The following is a 15,887-nucleotide window of genomic DNA, read 5'->3' as shown; positions in this document are numbered from 1 at the left end:
TCTCAACAATTTTTTGGATGCAAAAAATGCCCTTGTTGCAAAAAATGATGGATTTGCATCGCTACTTCATCATTTATCAGCAGTCCCGTATGGGAGGCATTGACGATGATATGGTCTTTGGCAGCGGCAAGCTGGGTTTCATGCACAAATACCGTGCCGTCATTGGGCTGCAGATGCGGCTCAAGCTTGGCAAGCTCACGGTTACGGGGTAATACCACTTTGCCAAGCCCCACCGAACGAACCCCCGCAATACTACCTAGCTGCACTGTATCTTTGAGTGCCGGCACATTGCCATCTAGCCCCTGCAGATACGAGCGACCGACGAATTTGGGCAGGATTTTGACGATATTATTGGCACTGATGCTACCATTATGCGGCGTCCCAAGTGTCACACAGCGAGTAATCTGCCACTGTGGGTAGCGCTGCAAAAAGTCTCGAATGACCAGTCCACCCAGACTATGCCCGACCAAATAAATGGGCACACCCGCTTTTTCATGTTTGGTCAGCCAGCGGTGCAAACGGCGGCTATGATTGGCAAGATTATGCGCGACGCTAAAATACCCAAACCTGTGACATTCGTAGCCAAGTTTGGTGAGTTTTTTGGCAAGCGGTCGCATCGCCCAGGCATGCATGTGCAGACCATGAATAAGGATGACAAGCGGTTTGGGTTGGCGTTTTATCATAAATCCTTTTGTATCTATGATTTGTATTTATGATTTGTATTTATGATGCTAAAAATTTGGCGAAAATGCCGCCCGCTTAGCTTATCATTTTTTGCATTCAGCAAACGAGTTTGCAAAACATTGTTACCATTTCATACTATAATTGCGATTTGTGAATTGATGATAATGATTTTATACAGGCTTTTTTCTTTTAACCTTTTGGCTTAAATTGGTTTACATAAGGCGCGCTATGGCATTTGAATCCCCAATCCAACAAGCTTTACACCATTACCCTATCACGTTGGCGCTAGTGGTAATTTGTGTTGGGGTGTTTGCATTACAGCTATTTTTTGGCGTCAATCCGACCAATCCCACTAATCAATCGTTAATTGCTTGGGGTGCCAATTTTTTACCCTTTTCGCTGGGTGAAGCGCCGTGGCGATTGGTGACCAGTCTGTTTTTGCATATTGGTTTTATGCATTTGCTGTTTAATATGTTTGCTTTATATTATTTTGGACAAGTGGCAGAGCGGATGTTTGGCGCTGTCAATTTTTTAGCGTTGTTTTTGTTATCAGGGGTTGGCGGCAATTTGCTCAATAACTTTTTGGGTTTGCATAGTGTGATGGCAGGTGAGCCGCCAATCATTAGTGCCGGTGCGTCAGGTGGTATCATGGGCATTGGGATGGCGCTATTGGTGACAGCGCTAACCAAAACATCGTTCAATAATTTTGCGTTAAATTTTCGCTCATTATTGATAGTCATGGTGATTAATTTGGGCTATGGTTTTTTGGTGGGCGGTATCGATAATGCCAGTCATGTGGGCGGTGCAATTATAGGTGGCTTGCTGGGCATGGTGTACGTCATGCAGTATCGCGTTATCCGCCAACAGCAGCTATTCGCCCATAAAGCTAGTAGCACACCTTGGCCACCTAATCATCTTGGCGATGGACCCATCTCTGGCAGCACTGCCCCATTCATCCCGCCTTCTTTAGTTGTGTTAAAGGGTAAAATTATCACTGCAAGCTATGTCGTGTTGATAGTGGGATTTATGGCGATGTATGGCTGGTTACATATCAGTTTTATGCAATTACTCAATCATGCATTGCCAAGTATTATCCACTAACTGTTAATAATTTTTTAATGAGATAAAAATTTTAGGCGTTAACCGTTTAAAACGCTTATTCCTACGCCCTTTTGCCAATCTTGTTTGCCAATCTAGCAAATGACAATGCTATAATAGCGCCACTATTTAGCCAGTGAAAAGGACTAGCCAATGACCGTCATCAAGAAAGACGACTTTATCAATTCTATCGCCAACGCCTTTCAATACATCAGTTATTATCACCCAAAAGACTTCGTTGATGCTGTATATGAAGCATGGCAAAAAGAAACCAACCAATCTGCCAAAAACGCCATGGGGCAAATCCTCACCAATAGCCGTATGTCAGCGATGGGTCATCGTCCGATTTGCCAAGATACCGGTAGTGCGGTGGTGTTCCTTGATATCGGTATGAATGTGCAATGGGACTTGCAAGGCTCAGCGATGAGCGTTGAAGACATGGTTAATGAAGGGGTACGCCGTGCTTACAACAATCCAGACAACCCACTTCGGGCATCCATCCTAGTAGACCCAATTGGCAAACGCCAAAACACCAAAGACAACACGCCAGCGGTGGTTCACATGAGCGTGGTACCGGGTGACACAGTTGATGTGATTTGTGCCGCAAAAGGTGGCGGTTCAGAAAACAAAGCAAAATTTGCGATGCTAAACCCCTCAGATTCGATTGAAGAATGGGTGTTAAAAACCGTTCCTCAAATGGGGGCCGGTTGGTGCCCACCTGGTATTTTAGGTATCGGTGTCGGCGGCACGCCAGAAAAAGCCATGATGCTTGCCAAACGCTCACTCATGGAACACATCGATATCCACGATTTACAAGCCAAAGCCCAAAGCGGTGCCGAGCTTGATAGCGTCGAGCGCTTACGTCTCAATATGTATGACAAAGTGAACGAGCTTGGCGTTGGCGCCCAAGGTCTTGGCGGCTTGACTACCGTGCTAGATGTAAAAGTACTAGACTTTCCTACCCATGCCGCAAGCAAAGCGGTTGCCATGATTCCAAACTGTGCGGCGACTCGTCATATTCACTTTACCCTAGACGGTCAAGGTGAAGCAGCCTTGCCTGTCCCTTCCCTATCAGATTGGCCAGAAGTGTCCTTTGGCTCCGATGATGTGATTAAAGTCAATGTTAACGACTTAACCAAAGAAACCTTAGGTCAGTTTAACATCGGTGATACCTTACTACTTAGTGGTAAAATCTTAACGGGTCGTGATGCCGCCCATAAACGCATGGTAGATATGCTTGCCAAAGGCGAAACACTACCCGTGGATTTACAAAATCGCTTTATTTATTATGTCGGTCCTGTCGATGCAGTGGGCGATGAAGTGGTCGGTCCTGCGGGTCCCACCACCTCAACGCGTATGGATAAATTCACCGACACAATCTTGGATCAAGGCTTGATTGGGATGATCGGTAAATCCGAGCGTAGCCCTGCGACCTGTGAAGTCATTGCCAAACATGGTGCAATTTATCTCATTGCAGTGGGCGGTGCCGCTTATTTGGTATCAAAAGCTATCAAAGGCGCTAAAGTACTTGCCTTCCCAGAGCTAGGCATGGAAGCGATTTATGAGTTTGAAGTAGAAGATATGCCTGTGACCGTCGCTGTTGACAACCAAGGTAACAGTATCCACCGTTTTGATAAAGTCGCAGAACGCGCCCAGCAAGTGATTGCCGAGCCTGTACGTTTTGTGCCTTAGTCAATTTTTTCAAGATTTTTAATATAAACAAAAGCCTTAAGCATTTCCTTAAGGCTTTTTTTAGGTTAAAAAAATACCCAGATAATGTATTATCTGGGAAGGAGGAAAAGTGGAGAAGTTTATAGTTATTGTTATAGCTAGTTGTTATTATTTATAATCTTTCTAATTTTCTGGCTACTTGCTACTTGTCTTTTAGCGATTTGGTTGTGTTACAAATACACCTAAACACCCATCAAACCGTACGATAGGAATTTTGGGTAGCATTTGGCATGACAATCCATAATACGATATATATCAAAATGCCTGGTACTGCGACACTTGCCGTTGAGATAATCACAAACAACAAACGCACCAATGTTACATTCCAGCCAAGATACTCTGCAATACCCCCCATCACACCTGCAATCATACGATGATTCTGAGAGCGATGAAGTTTTACCAGTTTATTTGCCATTCAATTTTTTACCTGTTAAAAATAGAGAAAACCACTTACTACTTAGTTAAAACCTAACATCTTTAAAATTTAACGCCTTTAAAACTTAATGCCATCAGCTAAAATTATTGGTTAAAAATGCTATGTTTTGGTTACGATTTATTATAAGCAAATGCAGGGTGTAGTTGGGTGACAAAACGTAGAATGATGTTTCTTTTAGTAACTTTTTCTACAGCATTATTATCATGAGAGATTATAACGAACGTAGTTTTGCGGCTATATAGTGTGTTTAGTAGCGTCCGTGCACCGATTCTTACAAATTGTGATACTAGCGTTACAAACGATTGTAACTTCATCGAGGCTAATCGATTATTATAGCGTTACTTTATATGCTTACTAGATATCCTTACTAGGGATATCTATCCAAGTAATCAAAAAATCAAGCCGATAAAAAATAGTTAAAAAAACCATGATGAATTATTGAGGAAAGCATGATGCAAGATGTGGGTATCATTATTGGGCATTTTGAGCCGCTGCATTTGGGGCATGTAAGAACGATTTTGCATGCGTCTGGGCAAGTCAAAGATTTATATATTTTTATTACCGCTCACCCTGCGCCAAATCCAAATTTTTCCATTGATTTGAAAGATAAAGCGCGCTGGATGACCATGGCATTTGCTGATTTGCCATTTGTGCATATAGAGATTTTACCTGATTTGGTAACCCCTTCTTATGAAGATAATTATCAAGATTTGAGCGTTGGTGAGGTCAATGCGGTATTAGCGGATTTACAACAACGTTATCCCAAGTTGAGCGCGTCTAGCCATGAGGCAGAGGTAATAACCCCTGTGGTGTTTATGGATGAAACCCATCCGTTTGTCAATTATGATTTACATTTACCTGTGGTGACTACGCCACGCCAGCACGGTTTTGATAGCCGTAAGATTCACAATAACCCCGCGCTGTATTGGTCAGCCATTCACCCGCAAGCGCGAGGCGACTACACCAAAACTGTGGCGTTGGTGGGTGGTGAAAGCTCAGGTAAAACCACACTACTGCATAAATTAGCCAACTATTATGGTGCAAGCTATGGCTTAGAAATGGGACGGCTGTTTGTGCAAACCGATTTGGGCGGTACTGAGCTTGGTATGCAATACGATGACTATCCGCTTATGGCAACTGACCATGAACAAGCTATACGCGCCGCCAAACGCTTTGCCCCTGCCCCAATCACCTTGGTGGATACGGATTTTGTGACAACCCAAGCATTCTGTGAAGAATATGAAGGGCGTACCCACCCGTTTTTGACCGCCTGTATCGATGAGTTTCGCTTAGATTATACCTTGATGCTTGCCAATAACACCCCTTGGGTTGCCGATGGCATGCGCTCACTAGGTAGCGAGTCCCAGCGTGAGCGTTTTGAAAATCGTTTAAAACAAATCTTTGCCCGTCATCATATTGCGCCGCTGTTTATTGATAGTCCAGACTATCATCAGCGATTCTTGGATGCCATTGCGCTTATTGATGCATACGTTTTTCACCACTACCAAGATATCGAGGCATAAAATAATTTTGTAGACATACTTGGTAGACATGCTTGGTAAATATGCTAAAAATTTTTGGTTTTGTTTTTTAAAGTTTAATTAAAAAGTGTTGTAATGACGGCTGGAGGCGAAATGCGAATTGCAATTTTGGATAAAATTACCGGTGAATGGGCACAAGAATGGACGGTGGTATGGTTCTTTTTTGGGGTGGTGGCATTGGCTACGGGGTTTTGGTTGACCACAGAACATCGAGCGTTAGACTGGTTTTATTTGGGGGTGTCTTTTATCGGGCTATTGTGTGTGGTATCGCTGAGTTTTCGCCGCAATATCGCAGGTAATGGCTTTGGTATGTTGGCAACGGCAGGTGAAACCATTGTACAGGGAACCGCGGGTGCGGTGGGTTTGATGCTCGCGCCATTGTTTAACTTTTTTACCCATTTATATGGCATTTTTTATTGGTCAAAAAACACCGATGGCGATGGCAATATGATTCCCAAATCAGCCAATAAAATTGTTTGGTTGGTAACCATTGCCTTTATCGCGATTGGCTTGGCATTATTTCCAACTGTCAATAATTGGCTAACGTCGATGGGTTATGGCGTAGTCGCCGACGATGGCAGTAAATTTTTGGGCGTGATTGATTTTTTTTGGATTAATGTGTTGGCATTTGTGCTATCCATCACAGCGCAAGCCACGATGATTTTACGCTATTCATTTAACTGGTGGTTATGGATTGCGGTGAATTTTGTCTGGCTGATTGTCAACTTGATGTCGCAAAATTATATTTTTGCCATTCAAACCATGGTGTACCAAATTAATGCGTTTGTGGGGCTGTATGAATGGTATCGCAGTGAGCAAAAAGCCAAAGGCTTAGCCTAGTAACCATTGTTATCAAAAGCCACTGATATCAAAACCTATCCGGGTAAATTCGCTGGTTTGACAAACGACTAGGGTGTGATACGATTCAGTGGTAACTGATGGGAGTCACACCCATTTTTTATCAGCAATTTTTTCATTGTGTTTATTATCTTTAAGGAAGAAGATTATGGCAACCGTGACCCTGCTTCACTCAAAAAAATCCCTACAAAGCTGGCTGGCTGACTACGCCGTGAGCCACCAACACCCTATCAATAAAAAAATTCATTGGCTGTGCGTACCCACCATTTTTGCCAGTATCTTAGGTATGGGTATGTCATGGCAAGCGGCATTTACGTTGGTACTGATTGCTTTGGTAATGCTGTTTTATCTACGTCTGTCTACCCAATTATTTATTGCCATGGGCATGTTTGTGCTGTTTTGCTTAGCAGCGATTGCTATTTTGCCAGTTGGGTTTAAGTTTTGGTTTGGCGTATTTGTGGTAGCGTGGATTGGGCAATTTGTCGGTCACAAAATTGAGGGCAAAAAACCGTCATTTTTTGAAGACTTACAATTTTTGTTGATTGGTCCTGCCTGGGTCGCGAATTCGTTGAGTGAAAAATTGGCAAAACCTAAAACGTCATAAAAAACTTCATATTCACTAAGAAAACCCAACATATTACAGCGGCTATTTCCTAGATAATTGCAATGGCTTTAACTATCGCTAGGCTTTTTGGCGATGTATGGTCGACCTACTCATTTTGAGTACCATATCACTTGTTAGCTTGCTGTTATTATGATTAAAAAAGTATCCAACCGCTGGCAACGTATTGACGTGCCGCAAACATTCCCGACTATTCACGCGGCTTTGGCTTACTGTAAAAGCCAATTAAATAATTTGGGGGATAGAGGCTTTATCCAAATCAAAATTGCCGATGGCGAGTATTATTTAAGCCAAGTTGAAATTGATTTTTTTAGTGATCGGGTAGAGATTATTGGCAATTTGGACCATCCTGATAAGGTGCAATTACATTTTGATGATGCTCATAACCGCTGTGGCTTTTTGATGCAGCGGGGCAATGGTATTTTTAAAATCGATGGCATGACTATCAATGGTACTAAGGCGTTTTTGGGCTATGGACAGTGGCAAGATGAAGGCTATGGTGCCGGTATCATGTGCAATTACAATAGCCAAGTGCTCGTGGGGTCAAAGGTCCGTATCAATAAGTTTTATTATGGGGTTGCCGCCCGCTTTGGCTCAAGCATCCGCTGTGAGCCTGGGGTGATTGTACAGTTTTCGGGGGATGTTGGGTTTTTTGCGTATGGGGGCTCGATAGATGCCCAGCAATGCGAGGCGTATCACTGTGCGCATTTGGATGAAGAGTTGGGTTTTGGATTTTGCGCTGAATCCAGCGGCTTTATCAATGCCGACAACAGCGTGTCTGCACACAACCATATCGCAGGGTTTTATGCACTCACCAATGGCTCGATGTGGTGCCATGATACCAGTGCCAGCGAAAACAAACATGGCTTTTTGGCGCTGCACAATGGTATGCTAAGCTGCAATAGCATCAACCGACGTACCAATGCCTTTCGCAATTATGGCTACGGCTATTTTGCTGATAATGGCGGGCGTATTTTGGCCAATCGCAGTCTTGGCAACGAAAACGTGGTCGGTGGCTATTTTGTCCGTCATCACGCCAGTATCGATATCACCCACGCCAATGCCAACCACAATCAAGGTCATGGCTACACCGCAATCAATGCCACCTTGCTCGGTAACGGTGCTGAAGCGCGATTTAATCAAGGTAACGGCTTTGTCATAGGGCAGTCAGGTTTTTTGGATGGCAGTTTTTTGATGGCGTATGGCAATGCAGGCTATGGCTATCACTTAGATAATTGCCAAGCCTTTATGCCCAATGCCCGTGGCTGGAAAAACGCGCTGGGTCGTATGCACAAAGTCCATAGTTACGTCGCTATCAAATAAATTTTTCGCGAATTGCTGTGGATTTTTGCTTACTGTTCTTCTAGCTTTTTCGCCTTTTAATCTTTTATCCTATTTGCCCATCGTTAATAAGAGCCAATCTTTCATCAAATCACAACCTATTTCATTTAGATTTATCAGGCTCTCACCCAATTTTTACTGCATTTTTCGTACTATGGCTAACTTTCAAAAATTGTCAACATCGATTGATTAATGGTTTAAAAGCAGTTTAGCCAACATGAAGCATTGTGGTTAAGCCCTATAATCGATTTTTTTCTTGTATTCTTACCTAAAATTACAATAAGTAATGAATAAGTAATATCATTTGGTAGGGATTCGTTTTAAGGTATTGAAGTTAAAATAACAATCAAATACTTGATTTTATTAATAATACAAAAAATTTTAGTTTAAGTCTATCACTGCCATATTAGGAATATAATAACAATGAAGCGGCTAATCTTTGACCTAGATGACACCCTATGCACCACCCAAAACGGCGACTATGCCAATGCCCAACCTATCACCGAAGTTATTGAAAAACTTAGAGACTATCACCGACAAGGGTTTACCATTGTCATCAATACCAGTCGCAATATGCGCACCTATCAAGGCAATGTTGGCGCTATTAATAAAAACACATTACCAATTATCATCGATTGGCTGGGACGACATGATATCCCGTATGATGAATTATACGTAGGTAAACCTTGGTGCGGCTTTGAAGGGTTTTATGTGGATGACAAAGCTATTCGACCCGATGAATTAGTCAAGCTAAGCTATGCAGAGATTTGCCAGCTACTTGATTTAACACCTTAATAGAAAATAAAAACAACAATAACGACATTTAAGGTAATTTAACGCCATGATACTTATTAACGCCTCTTCCTATGTCAATGCCGAATTTGAAGCAGAAATTGGGCGCATTCCGCCTTGCATGCTGCCCATCGGCAATAAAAAACTGTTACAGCTACAAGTCGATGTGGTACGCCAACAATTCCCCCATGAAAAAATTCTATTGTCACTACCCGAAGCTTATACCTTGACCCTCAATGAAAAAGCAGTGATTGAGTCACTTCCCATTGATGTGGTAACAATCCCTGAAAATTTGGCATTGGCTGAGACAATTTTATATGTGCTTAATCTAGCCATTGATAAATCATACCAGCATATTCGTATCATCCAAGGGGATGTATTTTTACCACACTTAGTTGATGACTCAGATTGTATTGGCGTGTCGGATAAAACGCGCCAATACGATTGGCAACAAACCAAAAAAATGAAAGAAAACCCCACCGATTGGATTGGCTATTTTGCCTTTTCCTCACGATTGGAGTTAATTAAAGCCTTGGCGATTAGTAAGAAAAATTTTGTGCGGGCGATTTATTTGTACCAACAGACGATGCCAATGAAATCGGTCAACATTGAGTCGTATTATGACTGCAGTAATTTTGTCCATTATATTCATGCCCGTGCCAATATGACCACCGAACGCGCCTTTAATTCATTGCAGATTCGTGAAGGCATTGTCACCAAAAGCAGTGATGACAACAACAAAATTGAAGCGGAAATTTATTGGTACACCCATATTCCTGCGCCACTCAGACGTTTTACCCCGCAGTTGATTGATTATCAGCAAGTGGACGGACAGTTTAGTTATAGCTTAGAGTTCTTGCCGTTATTACCGCTCAATGAGTTGTATGTGCATGGGTTAAATACCACTGAATTTTGGCAACATATTTTTCAGCTATTAAAAGAATTTTTCAGTATGGCCAATCAGTCCGACGTGCATCGTCATATCGAAACCGGGTTTGCCAAATCGTATGCCGAAGATTTGTACCATAAAAAAACCTTAAAGCGGCTGTATGCGTATGCCGATGATGCCGATGTCGATTTGAACAAACCTGTGATATATGATGAAACGATGCTTGGCAGTACGCTAGAGATTGCGCAAGATTGTATCGACAAAGCCTTAGCACTGCCAAACACCGTGAGTGTGATGCATGGCGATTTATGTTTTAGCAACATCATGTATGACATGCGCGGTCGCCGGGTAAAAGTTTTTGACCCACGTGGTACGGATTCTAACGGCAACTTTAGTATTTTTGGCAACGCAAGCTATGATTTAGCCAAGCTCACCCATTCTGTGATTGGTATGTATGATTTTATCATCGCAGGGCGTTATGAAATTATCGATAGCCCTAGTGGCAGCGATATACGATTCGATATTGATAAGCGTTTGGAGCAAATCCAGCAAGACTTTTTTGCCGGCACCTGGGTCAATGACATGACCACAGAATCTATCATGCCAGCGGTGGTGTTATTGTTTTTATCCATGCTACCCTTGCACGCAGATAGACCCGATCGCCAGCGCGCCATGCTGCTCAATGCTTATCGTTTATACAAAATGTATGTGATGGAGGCAGTGACATGTTCGTAATCCCGATGGCAGGGCTAAGCAGTCGTTTTTTTAAGGCAGGCTTTGAAGTGCCTAAGTATCAATTGTCGATTGCCGACACCATTGTTTTTGATTTGGCAATCAAGTCGTTTGAGCGCTATTTTAGTACCGATTTGTTTTTGCTTATCGTGCGCGATGTATATGACACCCCGCAATTTGTTGCTGAGCGATTAACGCGCTTGGGTGTGCGCAATTTTATGATTCATACCCTTGATGGCGAGACAGCAGGACAAGCTGAAACAGTAGCTCTAGGTCTCGGTAATCCTAGCATTGATGACAATGAGCCAATTTATATTTTTAACATCGATACCTTTCGCTATGGTTTTGAAAAACCTGACTGGGTAGAGTCTGTTGATGGCTATTTAGAAGTATTTGAAGGCGAAGGCGATCATTGGTCATTTATCGCCGTCGATGACCATGATAAGGTGATTAAAACCACCGAAAAACAGCGTATCTCCAATCTTTGCAGTGATGGCTTGTATTATTTTAAATCCAAGCAGCAGTATCTATCGTTGTTTCAACAAGCGATTGCGCAACAGTTGACGGTTAACAACGAATATTATATCGCCCCGATGTATAATTTATTAATCGCACAAGGCGGCAGGGTTGGCTATGTCAAAATCACTGAGGACGACATTGATTTTTGCGGTACGCCGGATGAATACCAAGCGCTTAAAGCCCACGGTTTAAAGATTGATGTTTAAAGATTGATGTTTAAAGATTGATGTTTAAAGATTGAGGTTTAAAGATTGATGTTTAAAAATTGGCGTTTAATTGTTTAACTGTTGGAAAAAAAGCTTACCATCTGTTGGGTAAGCTTTTTTATTTAGCGAATTTAGGGATAAAGACGCGAGAAAATCTGCTGTTGATCAACTGGGCTAGTTTGATAAAACTCTGCCGCGGCAATACTTTTCATCACCGCTCGCTCATCCGCATGCGCCAAGCGGGTTTCGTCAACTTGGTTGGGATACCAATATTGATAAAACAGCTGATACCAGTCATCATGACTGATGCAGTTCATCGCCATAAAAGCATCGGTCAATGTCCACTCGTATTTGGGTAACCGTAGTCCGTAGTCTGTCATATCAAGCACAATCACGTCACTCGCCAAAAATGCCTTGTGCGCCTCTAGAATCTGTTCGTTGAGCTCATTGTAGTAGCTTGGTGTGGCGGCGTAGCCGATTTGATTGGCATAATGACTGGCAATATGCTGTTCGACAGCCAACCGCGTGCGAAAAGTATTGTCCGCAAATTTGGCATCGATATCTTGTGCATGCGACTCAAAATAAGTGGCATTGTCACGACTCATCAGGGGTGCCGACCAAAACGCTTGCAGTCGATCAGTCTTACCAAACTGCGCCCAATCGCTGATATGAAACGCCATATGCTCAAACATGCTGGGGTCGATGGTAAAAAACGACGGCACTACTATTGGTGAGTAGTCAGTTCCTTTACTTTTTGAGGATAAATGGGTCTGGGAATGTAACGTTACTTGCTGGGTATAATAGCGATAAAATTGTAGTAGATTGTCATTGAGCAAGTAGCTATCGGTGCGTAGTTTGAGCGCATATTCGGTGCTGACTTGGCTTAAACCTGCTTGCGTGGAGATAATTTGTCGATTGACGTTGTTAGGGGCGTCATAACCAAATTTGATATTGGGTAGCCCACCAGGATCAGGGTTTAAAATCAGCTGATCGATACCCAATTTGTCGGCGCTGTCAAACTCGGTGGGCAACACAAGCGTATCCCAAGTCGATAATACAATGGTTGCCTGGGGCAATGCTGCTCGGGTTTTAGCAACGTTAGCTATAAAATCACTGCCATCATCGCCGCCCTGCCCTAGCTGATGAACGTTGATACCACCTTGAAAAATAACCGTCACTGACTGACTGGGGAGAGTATTTGCTTGCATAGGTTTCCATGATGCTGGTTATCAGTTAAATTCTTATCATAAATTATTGTTATCTGCTAACCCGTCATCATAGCGCAATTTTGTTTAATTATCGGTCAGTGATTTGTTATCTGACTTTGATGTGACAAACTGTTAGACAGTGGACTTTAGACAGTGGCTGTTAAACATTAGCTTTTAGACATTGTCTGTTAAACCTTAGCTTTTAGACATTAGCACGGAGCATCACACTGGTCGCCCACGCGCGATGCGTGGCTGGCTCAAGCATACTGTTGTCTTGCTTGAACACCGCCTTGGCATCAGCAGCAAGAATCGCGGTGGCTTGACTGCGCTCTATGTCATTGACATAAAAAGCTTGTTTGACTGCGGCAATTTGCTCAGGGTGAATGATGGTTTTTCCCACCAGTCCCAAGGCGACATCTTGCCGTAATTCTTCAGCAAACAAGGCAGGTTTATCCAAATACTCAAACACGGGCGCGGTCAAATAAAAACCCTGCGGCACAAAACACGCAATTAACTGATAGATAAGTATGCCGACTGGGGTGTGATAGATGGTCACATCGGACGGACGACGCAAGCGCAGCGAGGCAAATAAATCATTGCCGCCAATACGCAGTGCCAAAATCGACTGGCTAAACCCTTCGCTAAACGCTAGCGCCAATTCTTGGTTATGTATCGGGTTAAAGATCAGCCGAGTCTCAAGGGTCGGCATCAATAACTGTGTTGATGGCAATGCCTGACAAGCCAATCGCCAATCAGCAAGGCTTTGCATATCAATTTTTGGTAACACAAAGCCATCTACCAAAGCAATCGACTGCCAACTAGCAAGCTCGCTGAGCATCAAGGCGTTACGCGGTCGAATAAACACCATCGGGCGTGAAATTGGGCGCGATTCATCGCCAAAACCATGCGTCTGGGCGTGCTGAGTCCATGTCGTAAGCAGCTGCTTTAAGTTTGCGAGCGCGGCAGGAATTTCACTTTCACTTACCGCATCTTCCAAACAAATCACGATACTATCAATCTCAGCCAATTTTTGCTGGCTAATAATTTGCCAAATATCTTGGCGCGTGGCTGGCATATATAAAGTTGCGCCCAACTGGTAGGGATTGATAGTCGGCGCAATAGACGCAGGTAAAAAATGATTTACAGGGTGTAATAGTGTCATAAAAGTACAATGGGCGTAAAAGAGCGATTAGGATAAATGGGCGGTTAACAAGGTCGATGAGCGCAAAGACGCGGTTATCATTGGCTTCTGTTCTTAATAATGGTGACAGCTTGGTAGGGTGCAATACTGGCATCTTCAATTAATTGAATATTTTTTTCCTCACAAAGATGACGCAGTAATGCTGTATCTTGTCCGTCTGCCATCTCATTGACCAATACACACTCAGGGTCGCGCCGTAATATCGCGCGGGTCGCCTCGGCAATAGTGGGTTTGATACGGTTGCGATTGCTGATGGCAAAGCGTGCCGCCAAGTCATCTATCACAGACTGGGTGGCAAAAGTCGGCAGCAACTTGCCCGTTAGCGGTGTTGGTAAGGGCGTTTGCTGACGCAGCGCATCAATAGTTTGGATAAACTCGCCACTGCGATCCCAAGGCTGTAACTTGTCATAATACACTGCCTGGTGCAGTCCATCACTGGGCTCACGATACAGGGTACGTGATATCAGCCCAGAGACAGTGCTATTGAGTAAACTTGCAGGCATCAGCCAATCATCATCACTTGCCGATAGCCAAGCCACCCCGGCAGGATCTGCCAACGTCACCAGTGGAATCACGCCGTCACCTTGGTGAAACAATTGCGCTTGTTGCCGCTTATCATTGATTTGGGCTAAACTTCGTTGCAATTCACCATAGATAGCCCCTTTACCCGTCCAACCATCGACAAATACAATCGGGCTATGGGGATGCTGCTGCAAAATATATTGCAAGGCAACAGGGTCAAGCCCGCGGTCACGGATGATACTCACCCCGTAATGCTGGCTGGCTAAGGTATAACTGGCAGATGCATCACTAAGCGCTTTTTGTAGCAATACCCCAATCGGCAATCCTGCCCGCACGAGACTGACCAATATCAGCGGCTGCGAGGCACTCACGCAAGCATGAAATAGCTGATGTAAGCTAAAGGCAAGGCTTGTGACATCATTTGCCATGCGCTGTTTGCCTGCCGCCAATGCTTGATTGTACAAGGCTTCATGCGTGGCGCTGGGCGGTTTTTCAAGCGTCAGCATATCTGAATAATGGCGCTGACCTGATTGGATTAACGCTTCTTTTTGGGTTGGGCTGATATCATTGACGCTATCAGCACTGACGATATCGAGCAGCAAGGTAACCTCAGAAGGTAAATAACTACCCGAAAAATTAGCCTGAATTGTCATGATTATAAACACCCTTGACTGATAGCATCATGTAGTTGCCCTCGATTGGGCGTGCCATACCAGTCCAATAATTGTAAAAACGGCAAATCCGCCAAGCTATCACCAAAACCAAAACAAGGGCGATTGTTATCCAAATGATAATCGAGCAAAAAACGCATCGCGTGATGCTTGTTGACGACGTGCGGCAATAGTGCCAAGTTATTGGCATTGACATGGATATAAAACTCATCGCCCAAATCAGTCGCCTCATTTAGCACACTCGGCAGCTGTGCCGCAAACTGTAGCAAAGCATCATGGTCTTTATGCCGATGTTTGATGGCGACATATACCATCAAATCCGTCGCGTTATTGTCTACTATAAAGTGTTCATAATGTGGGGTTATGCGTAGTGCTTCAAACCCTGCCAATCGCTCAATAAGCTGGGTCAGTTTGGGTTGTAGCACCACCAATTGCCCTGCCATTAGCCGCTGCCAACGCGCACAAAGCTGCCCCGACGGTGCTACAATCACTGCACCATGGGTCAAAACTTGCCAACTATCAAACGGCAGTTTGACGCGCATAATCTCAGTGGTATCTCTTGCGGTGACGGGGATGAGCTCTGTTGATTGGGATAACCAATTAAAAAAATGGCGCTGCTTTGGGGTCAAAAAGCTCAATGGCGCATTCTGCTTATCGACGGTCGCCGCCACTAACCCATCCATTGGCAATTGCCAAGCTGCAATTTTTCGTTGGGTTTGAAACAAGGTATCATCCAAATCCATCAAAGCATAAGGCTTGACTAGCGCGACTTTTGATTCAAAAAAACGGGCTTCGGGTTTAAAAAAATCGGTCATTCACACTCACTTTTATCAAAC

15 protein-coding genes are annotated in these 15,887 nt (G+C 43.7%); 9 read left to right on the top strand and 6 right to left on the bottom strand.

What is annotated here, in order from left to right; all coding sequences use genetic code 11:
• Positions 1-2: 2 nt before the first annotated feature.
• Positions 3-683 carry an alpha/beta fold hydrolase gene (locus tag RT064_RS04640; protein WP_313062017.1) on the bottom strand — a complete coding sequence of 227 codons (681 nt, stop codon included), beginning with the start codon at positions 681-683 and terminating at the stop codon, positions 3-5.
• A 229-nt stretch (positions 684-912) separates the two neighbouring features.
• Between RT064_RS04640 and RT064_RS04635 the strand changes: the two genes are divergently transcribed.
• Positions 913-1,785, top strand: a complete 873-nt coding sequence (locus RT064_RS04635; protein ID WP_313062016.1) for a rhomboid family intramembrane serine protease — start codon at positions 913-915, stop codon at positions 1,783-1,785.
• Between the two features lie 150 nt (positions 1,786-1,935).
• Positions 1,936-3,474 (top strand): fumarate hydratase, encoded by a 1,539-nt coding sequence (locus RT064_RS04630; RefSeq protein ID WP_313062015.1) that lies wholly within the window; start codon positions 1,936-1,938, stop codon positions 3,472-3,474.
• Positions 3,475-3,706: 232 nt separating this feature from the next.
• On the opposite strand, the gene RT064_RS04625 is transcribed toward RT064_RS04630, so the two are convergent.
• Positions 3,707-3,928, bottom strand: coding sequence for a PspC domain-containing protein (locus RT064_RS04625; protein WP_096488610.1), 222 nt, complete (start codon positions 3,926-3,928; stop codon positions 3,707-3,709).
• Between the two features lie 470 nt (positions 3,929-4,398).
• Between RT064_RS04625 and nadR the strand changes: the two genes are divergently transcribed.
• The 7 genes from nadR to RT064_RS04590 all read left to right on the top strand — a co-directional run bounded on the left by nadR (position 4,399) and on the right by RT064_RS04590 (position 11,449).
• Positions 4,399-5,472 carry a multifunctional transcriptional regulator/nicotinamide-nucleotide adenylyltransferase/ribosylnicotinamide kinase NadR gene (gene nadR, locus RT064_RS04620; protein WP_313062014.1) on the top strand — a complete coding sequence of 358 codons (1,074 nt, stop codon included), beginning with the start codon at positions 4,399-4,401 and terminating at the stop codon, positions 5,470-5,472.
• Positions 5,473-5,583: 111 nt separating this feature from the next.
• Positions 5,584-6,330, top strand: coding sequence for a nicotinamide riboside transporter PnuC (gene pnuC, locus RT064_RS04615; protein ID WP_313062013.1), 747 nt, complete (start codon positions 5,584-5,586; stop codon positions 6,328-6,330).
• Between the two features lie 166 nt (positions 6,331-6,496).
• Positions 6,497-6,952, top strand: a complete 456-nt coding sequence (locus RT064_RS04610; protein ID WP_101964646.1) for an Mpo1 family 2-hydroxy fatty acid dioxygenase — start codon at positions 6,497-6,499, stop codon at positions 6,950-6,952.
• A 150-nt stretch (positions 6,953-7,102) separates the two neighbouring features.
• Positions 7,103-8,293: a hypothetical protein gene (locus RT064_RS04605; RefSeq protein ID WP_313062012.1), complete on the top strand. Its 1,191-nt coding sequence runs from the start codon at positions 7,103-7,105 to the stop codon at positions 8,291-8,293.
• Positions 8,294-8,734: 441 nt separating this feature from the next.
• Positions 8,735-9,106 (top strand): HAD-IIIC family phosphatase, encoded by a 372-nt coding sequence (locus RT064_RS04600; protein WP_313062011.1) that lies wholly within the window; start codon positions 8,735-8,737, stop codon positions 9,104-9,106.
• A 46-nt stretch (positions 9,107-9,152) separates the two neighbouring features.
• Entirely contained in the window at positions 9,153-10,727 is a 1,575-nt protein-coding gene (locus RT064_RS04595; protein ID WP_313062010.1) for an aminoglycoside phosphotransferase family protein, read from the top strand.
• Entirely contained in the window at positions 10,718-11,449 is a 732-nt protein-coding gene (locus RT064_RS04590; RefSeq protein ID WP_313062007.1) for a glycosyltransferase family 2 protein, read from the top strand. The genes RT064_RS04595 and RT064_RS04590 overlap by 10 nt, the downstream gene beginning before the upstream one ends.
• 131 nt (positions 11,450-11,580) lie before the next feature.
• Here RT064_RS04590 and RT064_RS04585 read toward each other — a convergent pair whose 3' ends face one another.
• The 4 genes from RT064_RS04585 to RT064_RS04570 form a co-directional block, all read right to left on the bottom strand.
• Positions 11,581-12,657: a WavE lipopolysaccharide synthesis family protein gene (locus RT064_RS04585; RefSeq protein WP_313062006.1), complete on the bottom strand. Its 1,077-nt coding sequence runs from the start codon at positions 12,655-12,657 to the stop codon at positions 11,581-11,583.
• A gap of 202 nt (positions 12,658-12,859) precedes the next feature.
• A complete protein-coding gene (locus RT064_RS04580) occupies positions 12,860-13,819 on the bottom strand; it encodes an HpcH/HpaI aldolase/citrate lyase family protein (protein WP_313062005.1) in 960 nt (319 codons plus the stop codon).
• Positions 13,820-13,896: 77 nt separating this feature from the next.
• Positions 13,897-15,033 carry a cysteine protease StiP domain-containing protein gene (locus RT064_RS04575; protein ID WP_313062003.1) on the bottom strand — a complete coding sequence of 379 codons (1,137 nt, stop codon included), beginning with the start codon at positions 15,031-15,033 and terminating at the stop codon, positions 13,897-13,899.
• A gap of 2 nt (positions 15,034-15,035) precedes the next feature.
• Positions 15,036-15,866, bottom strand: coding sequence for a hypothetical protein (locus RT064_RS04570; protein WP_313062001.1), 831 nt, complete (start codon positions 15,864-15,866; stop codon positions 15,036-15,038).
• Positions 15,867-15,887: the final 21 nt, after the last annotated feature.

This window comes from Moraxella sp. CTOTU49097, from assembly GCF_032064105.1.
Classification (GTDB): Bacteria; Pseudomonadota; Gammaproteobacteria; order Pseudomonadales; family Moraxellaceae; genus Faucicola; species Faucicola osloensis_B.
The sequence above is the reverse complement of the archived record's forward strand: the minus strand, read 5'-3'. Positions and strand labels throughout refer to the sequence as shown.